The 16,107-nt window shown below is 45.3% G+C and carries 8 protein-coding genes; 4 read left to right on the plus strand and 4 right to left on the minus strand.

Features of this window, described 5'->3' with window-relative positions:
- Positions 1 to 371: 371 nt before the first annotated feature.
- A complete protein-coding gene (locus B3O12_RS15040) occupies positions 372 to 2,774 on the minus strand; it encodes a TonB-dependent receptor plug domain-containing protein (protein WP_286756890.1) in 2,403 nt (800 codons plus the stop codon).
- A 77-nt stretch (positions 2,775 to 2,851) separates the two neighbouring features.
- On the opposite strand from B3O12_RS15040, the gene B3O12_RS15045 reads away from it, so the two are divergent.
- Entirely contained in the window at positions 2,852 to 3,820 is a 969-nt protein-coding gene (locus B3O12_RS15045) for a YheT family hydrolase (protein ID WP_286756891.1), read from the plus strand.
- Here the strand turns inward: B3O12_RS15045 and B3O12_RS15050 are convergent.
- From B3O12_RS15050 to B3O12_RS15060, 3 genes are all read right to left on the minus strand, one after another.
- A complete protein-coding gene (locus tag B3O12_RS15050) occupies positions 3,801 to 4,640 on the minus strand; it encodes an endonuclease/exonuclease/phosphatase family protein (RefSeq protein WP_286744014.1) in 840 nt (279 codons plus the stop codon). The genes B3O12_RS15045 and B3O12_RS15050 overlap by 20 nt on opposite strands.
- Positions 4,641 to 4,701: 61 nt before the next feature.
- Positions 4,702 to 5,898, minus strand: coding sequence for an L-2-hydroxyglutarate oxidase (lhgO, locus tag B3O12_RS15055; RefSeq protein ID WP_286756893.1), 1,197 nt, complete (start codon positions 5,896 to 5,898; stop codon positions 4,702 to 4,704).
- 3 nt (positions 5,899 to 5,901) lie between these two features.
- The gene (locus B3O12_RS15060) at positions 5,902 to 6,282 is read right to left on the minus strand and encodes a DUF3127 domain-containing protein (protein WP_286756894.1); all 381 of its coding nucleotides are present in this window, start codon (positions 6,280 to 6,282) and stop codon (positions 5,902 to 5,904) included.
- Between the two features lie 196 nt (positions 6,283 to 6,478).
- Here B3O12_RS15060 and B3O12_RS15065 point away from each other — a divergent pair, with 196 nt between their 5' ends.
- The 3 genes from B3O12_RS15065 to B3O12_RS15075 all read left to right on the plus strand — a co-directional run bounded on the left by B3O12_RS15065 (position 6,479) and on the right by B3O12_RS15075 (position 16,106).
- Positions 6,479 to 9,676 carry a gliding motility-associated C-terminal domain-containing protein gene (locus tag B3O12_RS15065; RefSeq protein ID WP_286756895.1) on the plus strand — a complete coding sequence of 1,066 codons (3,198 nt, stop codon included), beginning with the start codon at positions 6,479 to 6,481 and terminating at the stop codon, positions 9,674 to 9,676.
- Positions 9,677 to 9,810: 134 nt separating this feature from the next.
- On the plus strand, positions 9,811 to 12,930 hold the full coding sequence (locus tag B3O12_RS15070) for a gliding motility-associated C-terminal domain-containing protein (protein WP_286756896.1): 3,120 nt from the start codon (positions 9,811 to 9,813) through the stop codon (positions 12,928 to 12,930).
- Positions 12,931 to 12,983: 53 nt separating this feature from the next.
- Positions 12,984 to 16,106 carry a UvrD-helicase domain-containing protein gene (locus B3O12_RS15075; RefSeq protein ID WP_286756897.1) on the plus strand — a complete coding sequence of 1,041 codons (3,123 nt, stop codon included), beginning with the start codon at positions 12,984 to 12,986 and terminating at the stop codon, positions 16,104 to 16,106.
- The last annotated feature ends 1 nt before the right edge of the window (position 16,107 follow it).

Below are 16,107 nucleotides of genomic sequence, written 5' to 3' on the forward strand. Positions count from 1 at the left end.
CTTGCGACTTAAGTAAGTAACCCTGTTTTTTTAAAACCGAGTATGTCAAGAAAAATTGAAAGCAAGAATTGGCCCTCATGCTTTTGATGGGGTTTCCTTCAGTATGTTTTATTCCGTTGGGTTGACCATTCTTCCAGAAACCTTAGTCATTGACCGGCACGATTCGATGCCTTTAATACCTCTTTCAATTTTTCGGCTCGCAAGTTATAGATAGGCCCAGCAAAAACGGAATGTTAGCGCATAAAAAAAGTCTGCAGTACAGACCTTTTTTATGAACACCCAATAAATATGAATAGATATGTATTTGAGTATAAATGTAGTATGCCACTTTTTCTAAAAGGTAAACCTAAGATTAACAAAGTATTACGAACTCAAAAGTTAGCCCGAACGGCAATTACAACATTAAAACCCGGAGCACTGAGGCCCGAAGTGTAGCTGCGATAATGTACGTTTAGCAGGTTCTCCAAATTAAAGTTGATACTGTAGTAATTATTGAGTTGGTAACTGTTCTTAATATTGACGATGTACCATGACAGGGCTCCATCGGCTGAGTACAGGTGTTGTCGGTATTTCTCTGAAGGAGGGAGCTCTTGCCACGGAACACCATCACTAAACTCTAGTTCGAACCGGGTGGTTAATTTTTGGTGTGTCATAGCCATGCTCAATTGGCCAAAGAATGGAGCAATGTGTGGTAAACGGACCCCGGTTTCTAAATTCTGGCCATGAGTATAGGTTAGGCTTCCGGAAATATGAATGCCTTGTGAGGTTTTCCAGTAGCCACGCAATGAGGTGCCCCACACCTGTGCTCTTTCCATATTTTGCAGCGCCAATACTTTGGCCACTTCACCTTCATAGTTCAGTTCGTCCTGATTGTTGAAAAGAAATGGTGCCACTGTAAAAGTGTTTTGCAGAAAGGACAGATATTGTATCCACTCAATACCCCAGTTTGAGTTGCTTTTGTTGGCTATGGAGTACTCTATGGTGTAATTAGTTTCCGGTTGCAGGTCTGGGTTGGGTACTAGCACCATGCCGGGCCACTCGGAAAAAAACCGACTATTGTCGCTAATATTCGGAGGCCGAAAACCTGAAGAGAGCAGTAATCCCAGTTTCCAGGAAGAGCCGGGCCTATAAGAAGCACCAATTGTACCGGTTAGTGCACCTGTTTCATTAACCAATACATCATAAGGAAAATCGATATAGGTTTTGTCAGTAAAATCGCTCCTGAGCCGGGTGTAGGTATACCTTACTCCACTGCTTATAACAAGTCTCTCGCTTATCTGGTCTTTAACACTCAAATACAGGTTGGCCAGATTATAATCTGCACCATTGTTTGGATATTCGGTCTGGATATCCATTTCCCTAAGCGTTACAATGTCTCTGCTTAGTGCCTTACTTTCTACCTTATTGGAAAAGAGCTCTAAACCATAGTAGAGCTTGCCATTAAAACCCACGGCCTTCTCTAAATCTACATTCACCGATAGCGCATCAACGGTTGCTTGTTGCATGCGTAGTTGATTGCTGCCAAAGTTTCTACTATTCACCCGCTCTTCCGTCAATTGGAATGCGGTGGTAATGTCTATCCGATCGAACCAGCGAGAAGGGTAATAAAAGCTGGTTTTAAGGCTGTGCATAAGCCAGAGTTGTGGGCCATTGTACCACTGGGCATGGGCCGGAGTGTTGTTGACGGTATAAGTGAGTTTATCGTATCGTGGCAAATGGGAAGTTCCTGAATAATGAAAAGAATAGGTGAAGTCCATGAAACTTCCCAAACTCCAGCGGAGCTTCTGTAAAAAATGGTATTGATCATACCCGCTGAAAACCTGTCGGTTTTCGTTCTCATTGTTAACCACCTCATCCGTGTTGTTTTCACGGATTACATAAGATAGTCTTTTGCCAAAATCAGGGTGTGACTTTGGTCGGTTGGCTCCGGTTCTCAGGTCGTCTGCTTTGGTATAACTAAGACTGGAGTAACTGGACATATTAGGGAGGTTAAACTCGATCTGGTAGTTGCCGGTAATGCTCCCATTGGCCGAAGAATACCGGAGTAGCCCTCCGGAAGAAATGCCCAGATATTCACCATCTGCAAAGGTTGGAGTTTTGGTGAGGAAGTCTATGGTTGCGCCCAGGGCATCGCTGCTGGATTGTAAGCCACCCGTGCCCGGTAAAACCAAGGTTTGGTAGAGGTTGTTGGGGTCAACCACCATCAGGTGTGTGTTGTCAATTCGGCTATACAGGGCATGGTTTAGCCGCACACCGTCCAGACGGGTAAGCAGGGCATTGCCCGAATAACCTCTAATGAGTGGGCTTCCGGCATTTTGTAAGTTTTTAGCCACTAATATTTGGTGGTTAGCTCCTAGAACTTCGGCCGATGACAAAGGCTCTGTTATGGATAGGGTTTTTCGCTGAAAAGCCAATATTTCATGAGGAGTATCTTCGGCCCAAAGAGCCCAGTTTCGGTATTGATATGCTGAGGTTTGGGGCAAAGGAGTGAGTTCTACTATAGCCCCTCTGTTTAATAATCGGGAGAGGCGCACTATGTGAGATTTAAAATCGGGGTGCATTAGAATTATGTCCGCATCAGCACCAAAACCCTTAAGCTCAGCCAGCCCTTGAGTGTTGGTTACTGCCCCATGGTCTGTTCCTCGTTCTCTAATAGTTACCAAATCAATGGGTTTGCCATTTTCGCGGTTCACCACCCTAATGGTTTGAGCCTGGCCAATCTGGAGGCCTATACAGCCTATGAGAAGTAAAAGGCAGTACTTTACTTTTTGCATTGAGCCACGAATAAACAAAAAATGGTTTTCAGATTGTTTAATATTCTCTTGTTTGCACCAAAGATAAATGAAACAGAATGCCCTTAATTCAATCGAGGTATCAAGGACCTCCCTTTTACCTGTTTAATAAACACATAGAGACCATTTACCCTAGTATGATGCGTAAAATTAAAGGGGTGAATTACGAGCGGGAGAAGATTGAGACCCCCGATGATGATTTTCTCAATATAGATTGGGTGAAGGCGGGAAATCAGCGGCTGCTGGTTGTTAGCCATGGTCTGGAGGGGGGCTCAAATCGTCATTATGTAAAGGCTCTTGTAAAACTCTTTGTGGGGAATGGTTGGGACGTAGTGGCCTGGAACAACAGAACATGCAATGGAGAAATGAACCGACAGAAAGTACTTTATCATCATGCCGCCAGTTATGATCTGAGAACAGTGGTCAACCATGCTTTGCTATCTGGCGACTATGAGGAAGTGGCTTTGGTGGGAATTAGCATGGGTGGAGGGCAGACCATCAGATACCTTGGGGAGCTGGACCAATTTCCGCTACCCGCCCAGGTGAGATCGGCCGTGGCTATTTCTGCTCCTTGTTATTTGCCCGAAAGTGTAGAAACACTTTACCAAAGAGAAAACCGCTTGTATGAACAGCGATTCCTGAAGAAACTCATTCTTAAAATTAAGGCCAAAGCACTTCAGTTTCCGGAAATTGACTTATCGGGTATTGACGATATTGCCTCACTTCAGGTGTTCGATGAGCGATATTCAGCTCCATTGAACGGTTTTAGTTCGGCCAAGGATTTTTATGAATACTGCAATCCCTATCCGTTTCTGGAGAAGCTAGATAGGCCTTGTCTGATCATTAATGCACTTAACGACCCACTACTTAAAGGGCGGTGCTATCCTTATGAGATGGCTCAAAAGAATCCCAGTCTCTTTCTGGAAACACCAGAAAGGGGAGGCCATGTTGGCTTTTTGCGCAAGGGAGAAGAGTTTACTTACAGCGAAATACGTGCTTTCGAGTTTATCAACGAAAAGCAATTTTAACTACCACCGGCAGGTGGTCACTTACCCAAAGCCCATTATCTCTTTTGGTATCCAGGTGGGCATAGTTCAACACGTTTAGGTTTTTGGTGAAAACGTAGTCAATCCTATTTTTAAGTTCAGCATCCAGCTTAAAACCATTGAAGGTGCCAATTGGTCCTTTGATTCCCGATGGGCTTAGTGCTGAAGCATCGTCCATAAAAGCAGTTATACGTCCATAAGGAGCTTTATCTGGAGTGGTATTAAAATCGCCACTCAATACAATAGGAGCCTTGTCTCCGGCTATTTGTTTTATTTTATCTACAATGAGCTGAGCCGAATTAGCTCTGGCTTCTTCTCCCACATGATCGAAGTGGGTGTTGAAAAACCAAAATTTCTTTCCGCTGGCTTTGTGTTCAAACTCGGCATAGGTACATACTCTGGGGAGAGCTGCATCCCAGCCTTTCGATACTCTTTCGGGAGAAGGTGATAGCCAGAAGGTTCCTGAGGTGAGCAGTTCTACCTGTCGGTTGTCATAGAATACCGCGCTAAACTCTCCTTGCTCTTTCCCATCATCGCGGCCAACGCCTACATAGCTATAATCTGGCATGTGGTCATCGATATATTTCATTTGACCGAGAACGGCCTCCTGAACTCCGAAAACTACCGGGCTATGGGCATTGAGCAAGGCAATGGCGGCCTCTTTCCTGTGTCCCCACCAGTTTTCATTGTCATAGGCATTGTTGAAACGAATATTGTAGGAGATTACGTTGAATTCCTGAGCGGTGAGTAGGGTGCTGGTGAAAAGCAGAAGGCACATTAATGCCGATCTAAAAATATTCATGTTTCTAATTAAGGATAATCGTAATTAAATCAAAAAATGAAGCCATTAGGCTTTTGTAAAATCAAAACCGCTGTATGGCCAGATTACTTACCGTATCGCCAATAGAAAGTGAGGAGGTGGCTGCCGGACTTGGTGCATTACACACGTTAATGGCATTTTTAGCCTCATAAATAGCAAAATCGTCTAGAAGACCTCCCGTTCGGTCGCAGGCCTGAGCACGCACACCTGCACCGCCATCAACCAAATCGTTTTCCTCAATTTCCGGAATAAGTTTTTGAAGGGCCTTGGTAAAAGCGGCCTTTGAAAAAGAACGATACATTTCGCCCATGCCGGTTTTCCAGTATTTCCAGGCCACTTTTTGAAATCCCGGCCAAAACAGCGATTCCATTAGTTCGCCCAAATGAATCTGAGATTTTTTGTAGCCCTCTCTTCTAAAGGCTAAAACCGCATTTGGACCGGCTTCAATACCCCCATTGATCATGCGGGTAAAGTGTACGCCCAAAAAGGGGAAGTTAGGGTCGGGTACAGGATAAATAAGGTGTTTAACGAGGTACTCTTTTTCCGGCTTTAGTTTGAAATATTCACCCCTGAAAGGAATGATTTTGAGGTCAACTTCATCGGAAGTTTTTCGTGCCAGTTTGTCGGAATAAAGCCCACCGCAGTTAATTACTAGTGCAGTTTCTAAGGCCTGAGCGGGGGTTTCAACCCAGGTAGAGGATCCTTTTTCCCGAATGGCAATAACTTTTTCTCCCAGTACAATGGTGCCTCCCCACTGGCGAATTTTTTCGGCATATTTCTCGGCCACGGCAGTATAGTCTATAATGCCGGTATATGGCACTTTAATAGCTGCTATACCATTTACGTGAGGTTCAATCTCTTTAAGTTGTTCAAGGCTGAGTTTAGAAATTTCGTGAAGCCCGTTTTCCAGCCCTCTTTTATAAAGGTTTTCAAGTAAGGGCTTTTGAAACTCATCGGTAGCTACAACCACTTTGCCGCATAGTTCATAAGGCACCCCTTCCTCATTGCAGAAGTCCAGAAGCATTTGGTAGCCATTAATGCAGTTTTTCGCTTTGAGGCTCCCCGGTTTGTAATACAACCCGGAGTGTATAACCCCGCTGTTGTTACCCGTCTGATGTCGGCAGAGCTGTTTCTCTTTTTCAACCAAAATCAGCTTTAGCTGTGGTTTCTTTTTTAAGAGCTGGTAGGCAGTGGCAAGTCCCACTATACCACCACCAATAACTACCACATCGTATTTCATCAGTTAAAAGGGTAAGTCGTCAGAATCTTCGCTCAACCAGTCGGGTTCATCGGCAGCCGATGGTGGCGGAGCTCCGTTGGCTGCACTGGCTGGTGCACTGTTGCTTTCGGCAGCAATTTTCCAGGCTTGTAGAGAGTTAAAATACTTGTCTTCACCGTTTTTAGGGTCGGTCCATTTTCTTCCTTTAAGGTTAAAGCTAACCATCACTGTTTGCCCCGGAGCAAAATTATCCAGCAATTCACACTTGTCTTGAATGCATTCGAACTTGATAAACTCCGGGTACTGAGGGTTTTCGGCATATTCAACCACGAACTCTCGTTTTTTAAAGGTGCCGGTTATTTGTTGGGTAGGAAGTATCTTTTCAATCTTAGCTTTAATCTCCATGCGCTGAATTTTGCCTCAAAGCAATTCAATAATCGTTCAAGATGCAAATGAGCGGAAGAAAGAATGTCGTTTTCGCTAAACTTAGCGTTATGCCTTTAGTCAAATAAGAAGCTAGCAAAAAACAGTGCTGCTTACATTCAAATTTGTGGGCAATTGATCATATTTAGGATTACGACTAACTAGACCGGGTGGAAAGTTGAGGAGACTAATTATAACCATGCTGACCATTGTGCTTTGGACCCATACCTGGGCCCAGGTAACCACAGAAGGTAAAGACTTCTGGTTCGGCTATATGGAGAACAATGATGCTCAGGCGCCATCTTCGCTAGAAATTTTCATTACCTCTAAGGTAGTGGCCAATGTGGAAATATTTCTCTACCACACCAATGAGACAAGAACTGTGGTGGTAACCCCGGGTATTACCCACAAGGAAATAGTGAGCTTTGGCACCAACAACGAGTTTGCCGCTCGAGCATCGGGAGCCATAGAGCGCAAAGCGGTTCATGTCACTTCCAACCAAAACGTAAGTGTATATGCCTTCAACAACCGGCAGGCCAGTGCCGATGCCACGGTAGTTTTGCCCATTAATTCAATTGGTAAAGAGTACTATGTATCGGCCTACTTCGAAAATAGTCCCAACGATGCAATAGGAACCAGTCTTAGTCCTTCAGAGTTGTTGGTGGTGGCCACTGAAGATAATACCACCATTGAAATTACTCCCTCCGTAATTTTGGTAAGTGGAGAGCCGGCCGGAAACCCGTTTACCATTACCTTGAGCCGTGGAGAAATTTATCAGCTGCAGGCCTTTGCCGACCTTACCGGAACCTACATACGCTCAGTTTCAGCGCAAGCTGATGACTGTAAGAATTTTGCGGTTTTTGGAGGAAACAAATGGACCCGAGTGACCGGAGGTTTAGACTGTAGTGCCTCGCAGGGAACCACCGATTACTCCGGTGGTTTTGCGGCCGATCAGCTCTTTGAACAGATGTATCCTGTAAACACCTGGGGAAAAAACTATATAGCAGTGCCCTACGAAGGTCGCATAGCCTATTTGCTGAGGGTAATGGCTTCGGAAGATGATACAAAATTTACCAGAAATGGGGTTGAATATACCCTCAACGCTGGTGAGTATGAGACTTTTGTGGAAGACGAGTTAATATCTATTGTGGCCGATAAACCGGTTCAGGTGGCACAATATAGCTTAACTATGAGCTGCGACAATAATCAGGTAGTGGGTACAGGCGACCCCTTTATGATTATGCTCAGTCCAAACGAGCAACAGCTTCAGGAGATCAATTTCAACGCCCTGGAAGCCACACAACTCGATGACTACTACCTTACCATTGTAACCCGCACCAACAATACATCTAACGTGTTTCTGGATGGAGCGGCCATTTCATCGGGTGTTTTTCAGGCAGTTTCAGGTACCGATTATTCGGCTGCCAACTTAACGATCAACCGTGGTCAAGACTATAACCTGTCTTCCAGTGGAGGCTTTATAGCCTATATCTATGCCTTTGGACAGGTAGAGTCGTTTGGCTATGTGGCCGGGGCATCACTGGAAAATCTAAACTTGAGGGTGGAGGGTGATGATGAAGACATTGGAATTATTGTGAGCCAAGCCTGTGTTAACTCGCTTATCGACTTCAGTGTTGATTTTGAAACGCCTCCTGGTCTCAACCCACTTTATACGGAGTTTGAATGGGATTTTGGTGATGGAACAACGGCCACCGGTAAAGAGGTTCAGCATGTATATACTATTCCGGGAGAGTATACCCTCACCATGATAGCCTCCGATGGTACCGGCTCATGCGGCAATTCAGAAACCATTACAAAAACCTTTCAGGTAGAAGATATTGTCTATGGAGATATAATTGGAGCGGCTTCCGTTTGTCCGGACGTCACTAATATTGCCTATAGCATAGACGGAGTGGCCGGTAATACCTACCAGTGGTTTGTAGATGGCGGAACGATTGCCCAGGACAATGGAGATAATATTCGGGTTGATTGGGGAGTGGCCAAAGCCGATGCTTCAGTGAAAGTATTGGTGACTAATTCCATAGGGTGTATTGGAGATACGGTTACGCTTAATGTGAAAATAGACCAACGACTAGAACCGCTCACTCCTCAAACCGATGGTTTCAGCCATTCAGAAGTGTGTTATACCGACCGAAGCAGAGTACGCTATTTTACTCCGCGAACCAACGGATCGCAATATCAATGGTTTGTAAGTGGAGGCAGCTTTACGGCCGATTCAGACCCAACCAGCAATGAAGTGTTTGTAAACTGGGGCAATAGTGCCAGCGGGCGCATTTGGTACAGAGAATATAATCCATTGATTACCGACTGCGAAGGTTATTCCGACTTCCTTGAGGTTACCATCTATTCGCCCATAGTGCCCACCCCAACTATATCAGATGTATTGTGTAATGGTGAGGCCAATGGAGCAATTACGCTGGCCATTTCCGGTGGAAAAGGATCGGACTACACCGTAGCCTGGTCCAATGGTGCAACCGGTACTTCCATAAGTGGTTTAGTGGCCGGTAACTATACGGCTACTATAACTGATGAATTGGGCTGCGAGCACACAGAAACTTTTACAGTAGACGAGCCAGAGCCGCTTGAGGTGGTTGGAACCGTAACCACACAGCCCGTAAGGTGCTTTCAGGAGGCCAACGGAGTGGCAGAGGTGAATGTGGAAGGAGGAACCACATTTGGCAATGGAGAATATCGTTACACCTGGGAGAGTAATGGAAACGCCACCACTACCACCAGCAGAGTAAATACCAGTCTGAGGGCAGGGAATTACACCGTTACGATTACCGATGCCAACGGATGCCAGGCCACCACCAGCTTTGTCATAACCGAGCCCCCCTTGCTTGAGGCCGATATTGAATCTATAATCAACGACCCCATTTGCCCGCAAACCAGCAATGGCTCAGTGTTTATCAATGCCAAAGGCGGTGTGCCCGACTATCAGTTTTTCTGGAGCAGCAACCCAACAACAGACAATGCCAATGCTACCGGGTTGAGTCAAGGCAACTATACCGTGCGCATTGTAGATGCCAACGGCTGCGAGACCAGCCATACCCTTACTGTTGAGGAACGTTTTCCCAAGGTAAATTTGCCCAATGCGTTCAGCCCGAATGGCGATGGTGTAAACGATGTCTTTCGTGCAGTGACCGACTGTGAGTTGTCTTTTTCCATGCAAGTCTATAACAAGTGGGGTACCGTTGTTTTTTCCAGCGAAAATATTCAGGAGGGGTGGGATGGTACCTACCAGGGACAGCCGGCTCCGGCCGGAAAATACTCTTACATCATGTTTTATGTAGTTGAAATCAATAATACTACCTATGAACAAACATTTAGAGGGAGTTTTGAGCTTATTCGTTAGTTTTTATCCTTATCTATGTAGATTGAAGTAAACAACTACTACAGGTATTCATGGCCTTTCATCGGTAAATCGTCAGGAAGAATGGTGAATATGCTGCGGATAGTTGTAAAAGAAGAGACTTAGCTGTAATAGAATTGAGGAGACTATTTAGCACCGTATTAGGACTTTTATGCACACTTACCATTTGGGGTCAGGTAACTACCGAAGGGCGTGAGTTTTGGCTTGGTTTTATGGAGAACCAAGATGGCAACGTGCAGTTAGAAATCTACCTTTCAGCCAAGGAAGAAACCAAGGTGCGCATTAACGCTCCGCTGAATTCATTCGATCTCGAAGTTGATGTGGTTCCCGGTGAATCGTCAATCGTACAAATTCCTACAGGTACATTTATGCCTACCGAAGAAGGCATTTTCCCCATAGGACTTCATGTGACTTCGGACAAGCCCATATCGGTCTATGCCCTTAATAAACGAAGTTTTAGTGCCGATGCGGCCGTAATTCTCCCCATCAATGCCTTGGGAAAAGAATACTATGTAACAGCCCATTACGAACCCGATGGTGACCGAATCAATGCCGCCAGGGAATCCAATATGATAATTGTTGGGGTTCAGGATGGCTCTGAAGTGGAGATCATTCCATCGACCAATACCTACAACGGGTTGATTGCCGGTGAGTCAACCGTGGTTACGCTGAATGCGGGGGAGGTATATCACATTAAAGCCGATGGAGACCTGACCGGAACCTACGTCAGGTCAGTGAGCAGCGATTCGGACGATTGTAAGAATATTGCGGTATTTGGTGGAAATGTGTTTACCAATGTGGGTGGTTGTGGAGACGCGCGCGATCACCTGCTCGAACAAATGTTTCCTGTTTCTACCTGGGGTAAAAATTTTATGTTTATTCCTTATGAAAGCCGGTTTGGAGGAGACTATGTTAAAATAATAGCAGCCGAAGACGGCACAGAGGTGAACATTTCGGGCGAATCGGTTATTAACCTGGATGCCGGAGAATACTATATCAATAAGGCTTTGAGCGGGGTAAGAACCGTAACTTCTAACAAGCCCATAAGCTTTGCGCAGTTTAGTCGTTCGCGGTCTTGCGACAATACCCAATCCGACCCGTTTTATATTTTGGTAAGCCCTCTGGAGCAACGCATAAATAAGGTCACCTTCAATGCCTTCGATGTGGAGGTGATTGACAGATACTACTTGACGCTGATTACAGAAGCCGGAGCTACTGATAATATTTTTCTGGACGCCAGCAGCATTTCCAACCGCTTTATTCAAGTAGGAAATGCCGCATATGCCAGTATTCAAATTTCTCGGGGAAACCATACACTGGAGGCTGAAGAAGGGGTAATAGCCTTTGTTTATGGCTATGGAGATGCAGAATCTTTCGGTTACTCGGCCGGGGTGGCCTTAGAAAATCTAAACCTGAAGATAGAAGGAGACGATGAGTTTATCAGCGTCATCCAGGACAAAGCCTGTTTAAATGCTGAGATTGAGTTTTCCGCTTCTTTTATTACTCCTGCCGGAGAACAACCGCGGTTCAATACCTTTCAATGGGACTTTGGAAATGGCGATACGGCCGAAGGTGAAAGTGTAACCTATAGGTATAACCAACCCGGGGAATATGAAGTGGTGCTTTTGGCTTCCGATGGGCAGGGCTCTTGTGGAACAGCCGAAGTAGTGATTAAGCAATTGACCGTGCTGGAGACAGAGTTCGAAAAAATAAATGGCCCGGCTTCCGTTTGCCCCGATGTAACAGGTATTGAGTATACGGCCGTTGGCGATGATTCTAATACCTATGAATGGAGTATTGAGGGAGGAACGATAACCTCTTCGACCACGGGCAAGAGCATAACCGTCAATTGGGGAGCAGCCAATGATCAGGCATCGCTTACCGTAACTTCTCGCAATAGCTTAGGCTGCGTAGGTGACACCATTAAGCTTCCGGTTATTATTAACAAGCGATTGGAACCGGCATTGCCTCAGTCTGATGGCGCTTCCGATACAGAAGTTTGCTATGACGACAGAAATAGAGTGCGCTACTTTACACCTCAAACTAACGGGTCGCAGTACCAGTGGTTTGTTCAGGGAGGAACCATTACCCCGGACTCTAACCCAACGGCCAATGAGGTTTTTATAAATTGGGGCAGCGGTAGCGGTGGCAAGGTATGGTACCGAGAATATAACCCTGCAATTTCTGATTGTGAAGGTTTTTCCGATCAACTAGAGGTGGTTGTCTATTCACCCCTACAGGTAACAGCCAATATTGATGATGTTTTATGTTTTGGAGAAAGTACAGGAGACATAGCCTTGAACATAACCGGGGGTAAACCCGGTGCTTACACTGTCAATTGGGATAATGGTCTTAGGGGTGCTCAAATCAATAACCTGGTGGCCGGTAACTATATTGCAACCATTACCGATGAACTAGGCTGCGTACTCACAGAAACTTTTACTGTAGCAGAGCCCGATGAACTACGTATTTTAGATCAGCCGGTCACTCTTCCCGTACGCTGTTTTCAAGAAGCCAATGGAGTGGCCGATATTACGGTGACAGGTGGTGTGACTTTTGCCAATGGCGATTATGAGTTTACTTGGATAAAAGGCAACACTCAAACCACTACCAATAGCCATGTGAATACTAACCTGAGAGCAGGAACTTATCAGGTAATAGTTACCGATAAGAACGGATGCCAGGTAAGTACCGGTTTTACCATTACAGAGCCCCCATTGCTGGAACCCGATTTAGAGAGCCTGATTAACGACCCTATTTGTCCGCAAGCCACCAATGGTACGGCATATATCGATGCCAAAGGAGGCACTCCCGACTACCAATTCTACTGGAGCAATAACCCGACTACCGATGATGCCAATGCCAGTGGACTAAGCCAAGGGAGCTACAATGTACGCATAGTCGATGCCAACGGCTGTGAAACCTCTTTGACCATTGACGTGACCGAGCGTTTCCCAAAAATATTCTTCCCCAATGCTTTCAGCCCGAATGGCGATGGTGCCAACGATACCTTTAAGCCCGTTGCCGACTGTTCGCTCAAGTACTCCATGCAGATTTACAACAAGTGGGGTACGGTGGTGTTTAGCACCGAAGACCTCTCCGAGGGCTGGGATGGTAACTACAACGGAGCTGAGGCACCTGCTGGCAACTACTCTTATATTGTCTTTTATGCCGGTAGGTTGAATGAAGTTAGTTTTGAAGAAACCTATCGAGGTAGTTTTAAATTGGTGCGATAAACTGTCCAAGTTTATGCCATCATTAATTAATTTCATGTCAAACACAGCAACCCTTGGCATTAACCGTCTACAAATCTTCTGCCGGCTCCGGTAAAACCTTCACTCTGGTGAAGGAATATGTAAAGCTGCTTATCGCCAATCCGCAAGACTTCAAACATATTCTGGCCATTACCTTCACCAATAAGGCCACAGAAGAAATGAAATCCAGGATATTAAAGGCTCTTCAAGACTTGGCTTCCGGAAACTTCAGCGATTTACAGCAAGTATTACTTAGTGAGTTTGATGGGCGGTTCGATGCTCAACAAGTAGCCTCAAGGGCCGAAGAAGCATACGATCTCATCATTCATCAATACAGTCGGTTTGAAGTATCAACCATAGACAGCTTTTTTTCCCGGGTATTAAAATCCTTTGCCCGTGAACTAAACCTGCCCTTGAGCTATGAGGTAGAAATGAATCAAAAACTGGCGCTCACCGAGACTATCGAAAACCTATTTCGAACCATTGATGAGCAGCCGGAGGTAAAAGAGTGGCTTACTCTGTTTTCGAAAGAGCAAATAGAAAACGACAAAAGTTGGAATGTAGACCGCCAAATAGAGAAGTTGGGAAACAACCTTTTTAGTGAAGCCTTTCAGGAAGGGTTCAGTGGGCAGTCTGTAAACTTCTCGGTTTTAAAGGAGGTAATAGACCGACTTAAAGCTCAAAAGGCTAAGTTCGAAAATACCGCCAGATTGTTTGCCAGCAAGGCTTTTGATCTTATGAATCAATACGGTCTGACGGTGAATGATTTTAACTATAGCCGATCAGGGCCGTTAGCGGCCTTTTATGCACTCCAAAAAGAAGAATACGATATTGAGCATAAAAAGCGATTTATTCAGGCTCTCGATGGAGAGATGAAATGGGGAGCAAAAAAAAGCCCAAAATTTGAGTTGGCCTGTCAGGTGGGCGAAGAGCAGTTGGCCATATTAGGCAATGAAGCCCTTCATTTTATTCTAAAAGAAAGGAAAAACTACAACACCAACAGGGCAGTACTCCGAAATATTTATGCCTTTGGGCTACTCGAATCACTCAACCTGCAACTTAAAGATTATCGCGATGAGCACAACGTAATGCTCATCTCAGATACCAACCGTATACTCAAAGAAGTACTCAATGAGGCCGATGCGCCTTTTCTTTTTGAGAAACTGGGGAGCAGCTATAAACACATTATGATCGATGAGTTTCAGGATACCTCCAATTTTCAGTGGAACAACCTGAGACCATTAATTATTAATGCCCTTTCAGAAGGTCATGAGGTACTTATTGTTGGAGATGTAAAGCAGTCTATCTACCGTTTCAGAGGTGGAAATATGAGGCTTCTGCTCTCCCAAATAAGGCAAGACCTGGGTGCTTTTTATTCGGCCGATGCCGATAAGAGGCTGGTAGATAATTACAGAAGTCTTAGCCAGATTGTTTCTTTCAACAACGCTTTGTTTGCCCAATTGCCCGCTGCGCTAAAGACCAACGACTCGTTGGCAAATAGCGAACTTTTCGAATTGGCCTTTCAAGATCATGCGCAGCAAATAAAGAAACAGCAAGGTGGTTTTGTACAGGTCTCTTTTTGGGACGATGACCTTTGGAAAGAGGCCTCTGTGGGCCACCTCATGGCTAAAATAGCTCAAAACATCGAATTGGGTTATAGCTATGGCGATATGCTGGTTTTGGTAAATCGCAATAGCGAAATACCAGACGTGGCCAATGCCTTTCTTCAGGCCAGAGTACCTTTTATTAATGGTGATTCGCTTAAGCTCAGCCAAAGCGATTTAGTGGTTTTTGTTCTTGAGCTATTGGCCTATTTGCAAACCGATAATGACGATGTACGCTTGCTCAACCTGATGGTGTTATACTGCAGGCTGAAAGGTAAAGCCTATCAACCCGTAGTGGAAACCCGCCCGGGTGAGCGAATAACTCTGCAGGATGCAGGCTTTCCTCCGGCTTTTTTTGAGCAAATGCACAGGCTTAAGCAGCAGTCGCTTTTCGATCTTATTTGTGAATTGCTCATCATTTTTGACTTCAGCAATCAATCTGATATTTACCTGCAGCAACTGCTCGATCTGGTACTCGAACAGGGACAAAAAGGACGCAGTTCTGTAAGTAGTTTCCTGGAGTGGTGGGAAAAAGAAGGAGATAACCAAACGGTGGCTACCAGCGAGCATGCCAATGCCATACGGATTCTTACCATCCACAAGTCGAAAGGACTTGAGGCTCCCATAGTGTTTATTCCCTTCACCAACTGGCAAATTTTGCCTCCGGCTCAAATGCATCAGTTCTGGACCTCCAACACTCCGGAAGACATGCAAGAGCTTCGGTTTATACCCCTCGATTTCAGCAAGGGGCTGCTTATGGATTCTCATTTTGCCGATGATTACCTCCGTGAGGCAGAAGAGTCGGCTTTAGATATTCTCAATAAAACCTACGTGGCCTTTACGCGCCCGCGGGAGAAGCTGTATCTTTCTGCCCCGGCCACCCGATCGGGGGGGCAAAGCATTCATCAACTGCTGGTTGATCTGGTGGAGGACATTGGTATGAAGACCACCGAAACCGATGGAGGAATGCAATGGGAGTTGGGAGAAGAACATGAAAAAGTAAGTGGCACAGATTCGGCTTCCGATGCGGAGGTGTTAAAGATATATCCTGAAGATTCCTTTCTCGAAAAACTGAGTATCAGAAATGATTCCGAACGTTTTTTTATGCTTCAACAAACTGAACAAGCCAGAAACATTACTCTGGGCAATCAGGTGCACGATGTGCTCTCCGATGTATTGATGAAAGAAGATTTGCCTGTGGTTTTGAGGCAACGGGTACAGGCAGGAGAGTTCAACCAAGAAATAGCCCGGGAGGTAGAAAAGCGAATCGAAAGACTTTTTGAGGAAGAAAAGCTATGCGATTGGTTTTCTGGTGATTATGAGGTGTACAACGAACGCACTTTATGGTTTGAGGGGCGTGAGCATAAGCCCGACCGTTTGATGCTGAAGGGAGAAAAAGCCATCGTGGTGGATTATAAAAAAGAAGTGGAAAGTGAAGCGCATCAGCAGCAGGTTAAGCGATATATGCATGCCATTCAGGCTATGGGATACTCCAATGTTAGCGGGTTTTTGGTTTATGTAGAACCGGTATTAATCAGGGAGGTTGGTGTATGAA

The organism is Roseivirga sp. UBA838, assembly GCF_002296035.1.
GTDB lineage: Bacteria > Bacteroidota > Bacteroidia > Cytophagales > Cyclobacteriaceae > Roseivirga > Roseivirga thermotolerans.

What these genes read in the sequence shown, in the direction of transcription:
- lhgO (WP_286756893.1), bottom strand. Translation starts at nt 5,898, where the DNA reads ATGAAATACGATGTGGTAGTTATTGGTGGTGGTATAGTGGGACTTGCC.
- B3O12_RS15040 (WP_286756890.1), bottom strand. Translation starts at nt 2,774, where the DNA reads ATGCAAAAAGTAAAGTACTGCCTTTTACTTCTCATAGGCTGTATAGGC.
- B3O12_RS15060 (WP_286756894.1), bottom strand. Translation starts at nt 6,282, where the DNA reads ATGGAGATTAAAGCTAAGATTGAAAAGATACTTCCTACCCAACAAATA.
- B3O12_RS15050 (WP_286744014.1), bottom strand. Translation starts at nt 4,640, where the DNA reads ATGAATATTTTTAGATCGGCATTAATGTGCCTTCTGCTTTTCACCAGC.
- B3O12_RS15045 (WP_286756891.1), top strand. Translation starts at nt 2,852, where the DNA reads ATGCCCTTAATTCAATCGAGGTATCAAGGACCTCCCTTTTACCTGTTT.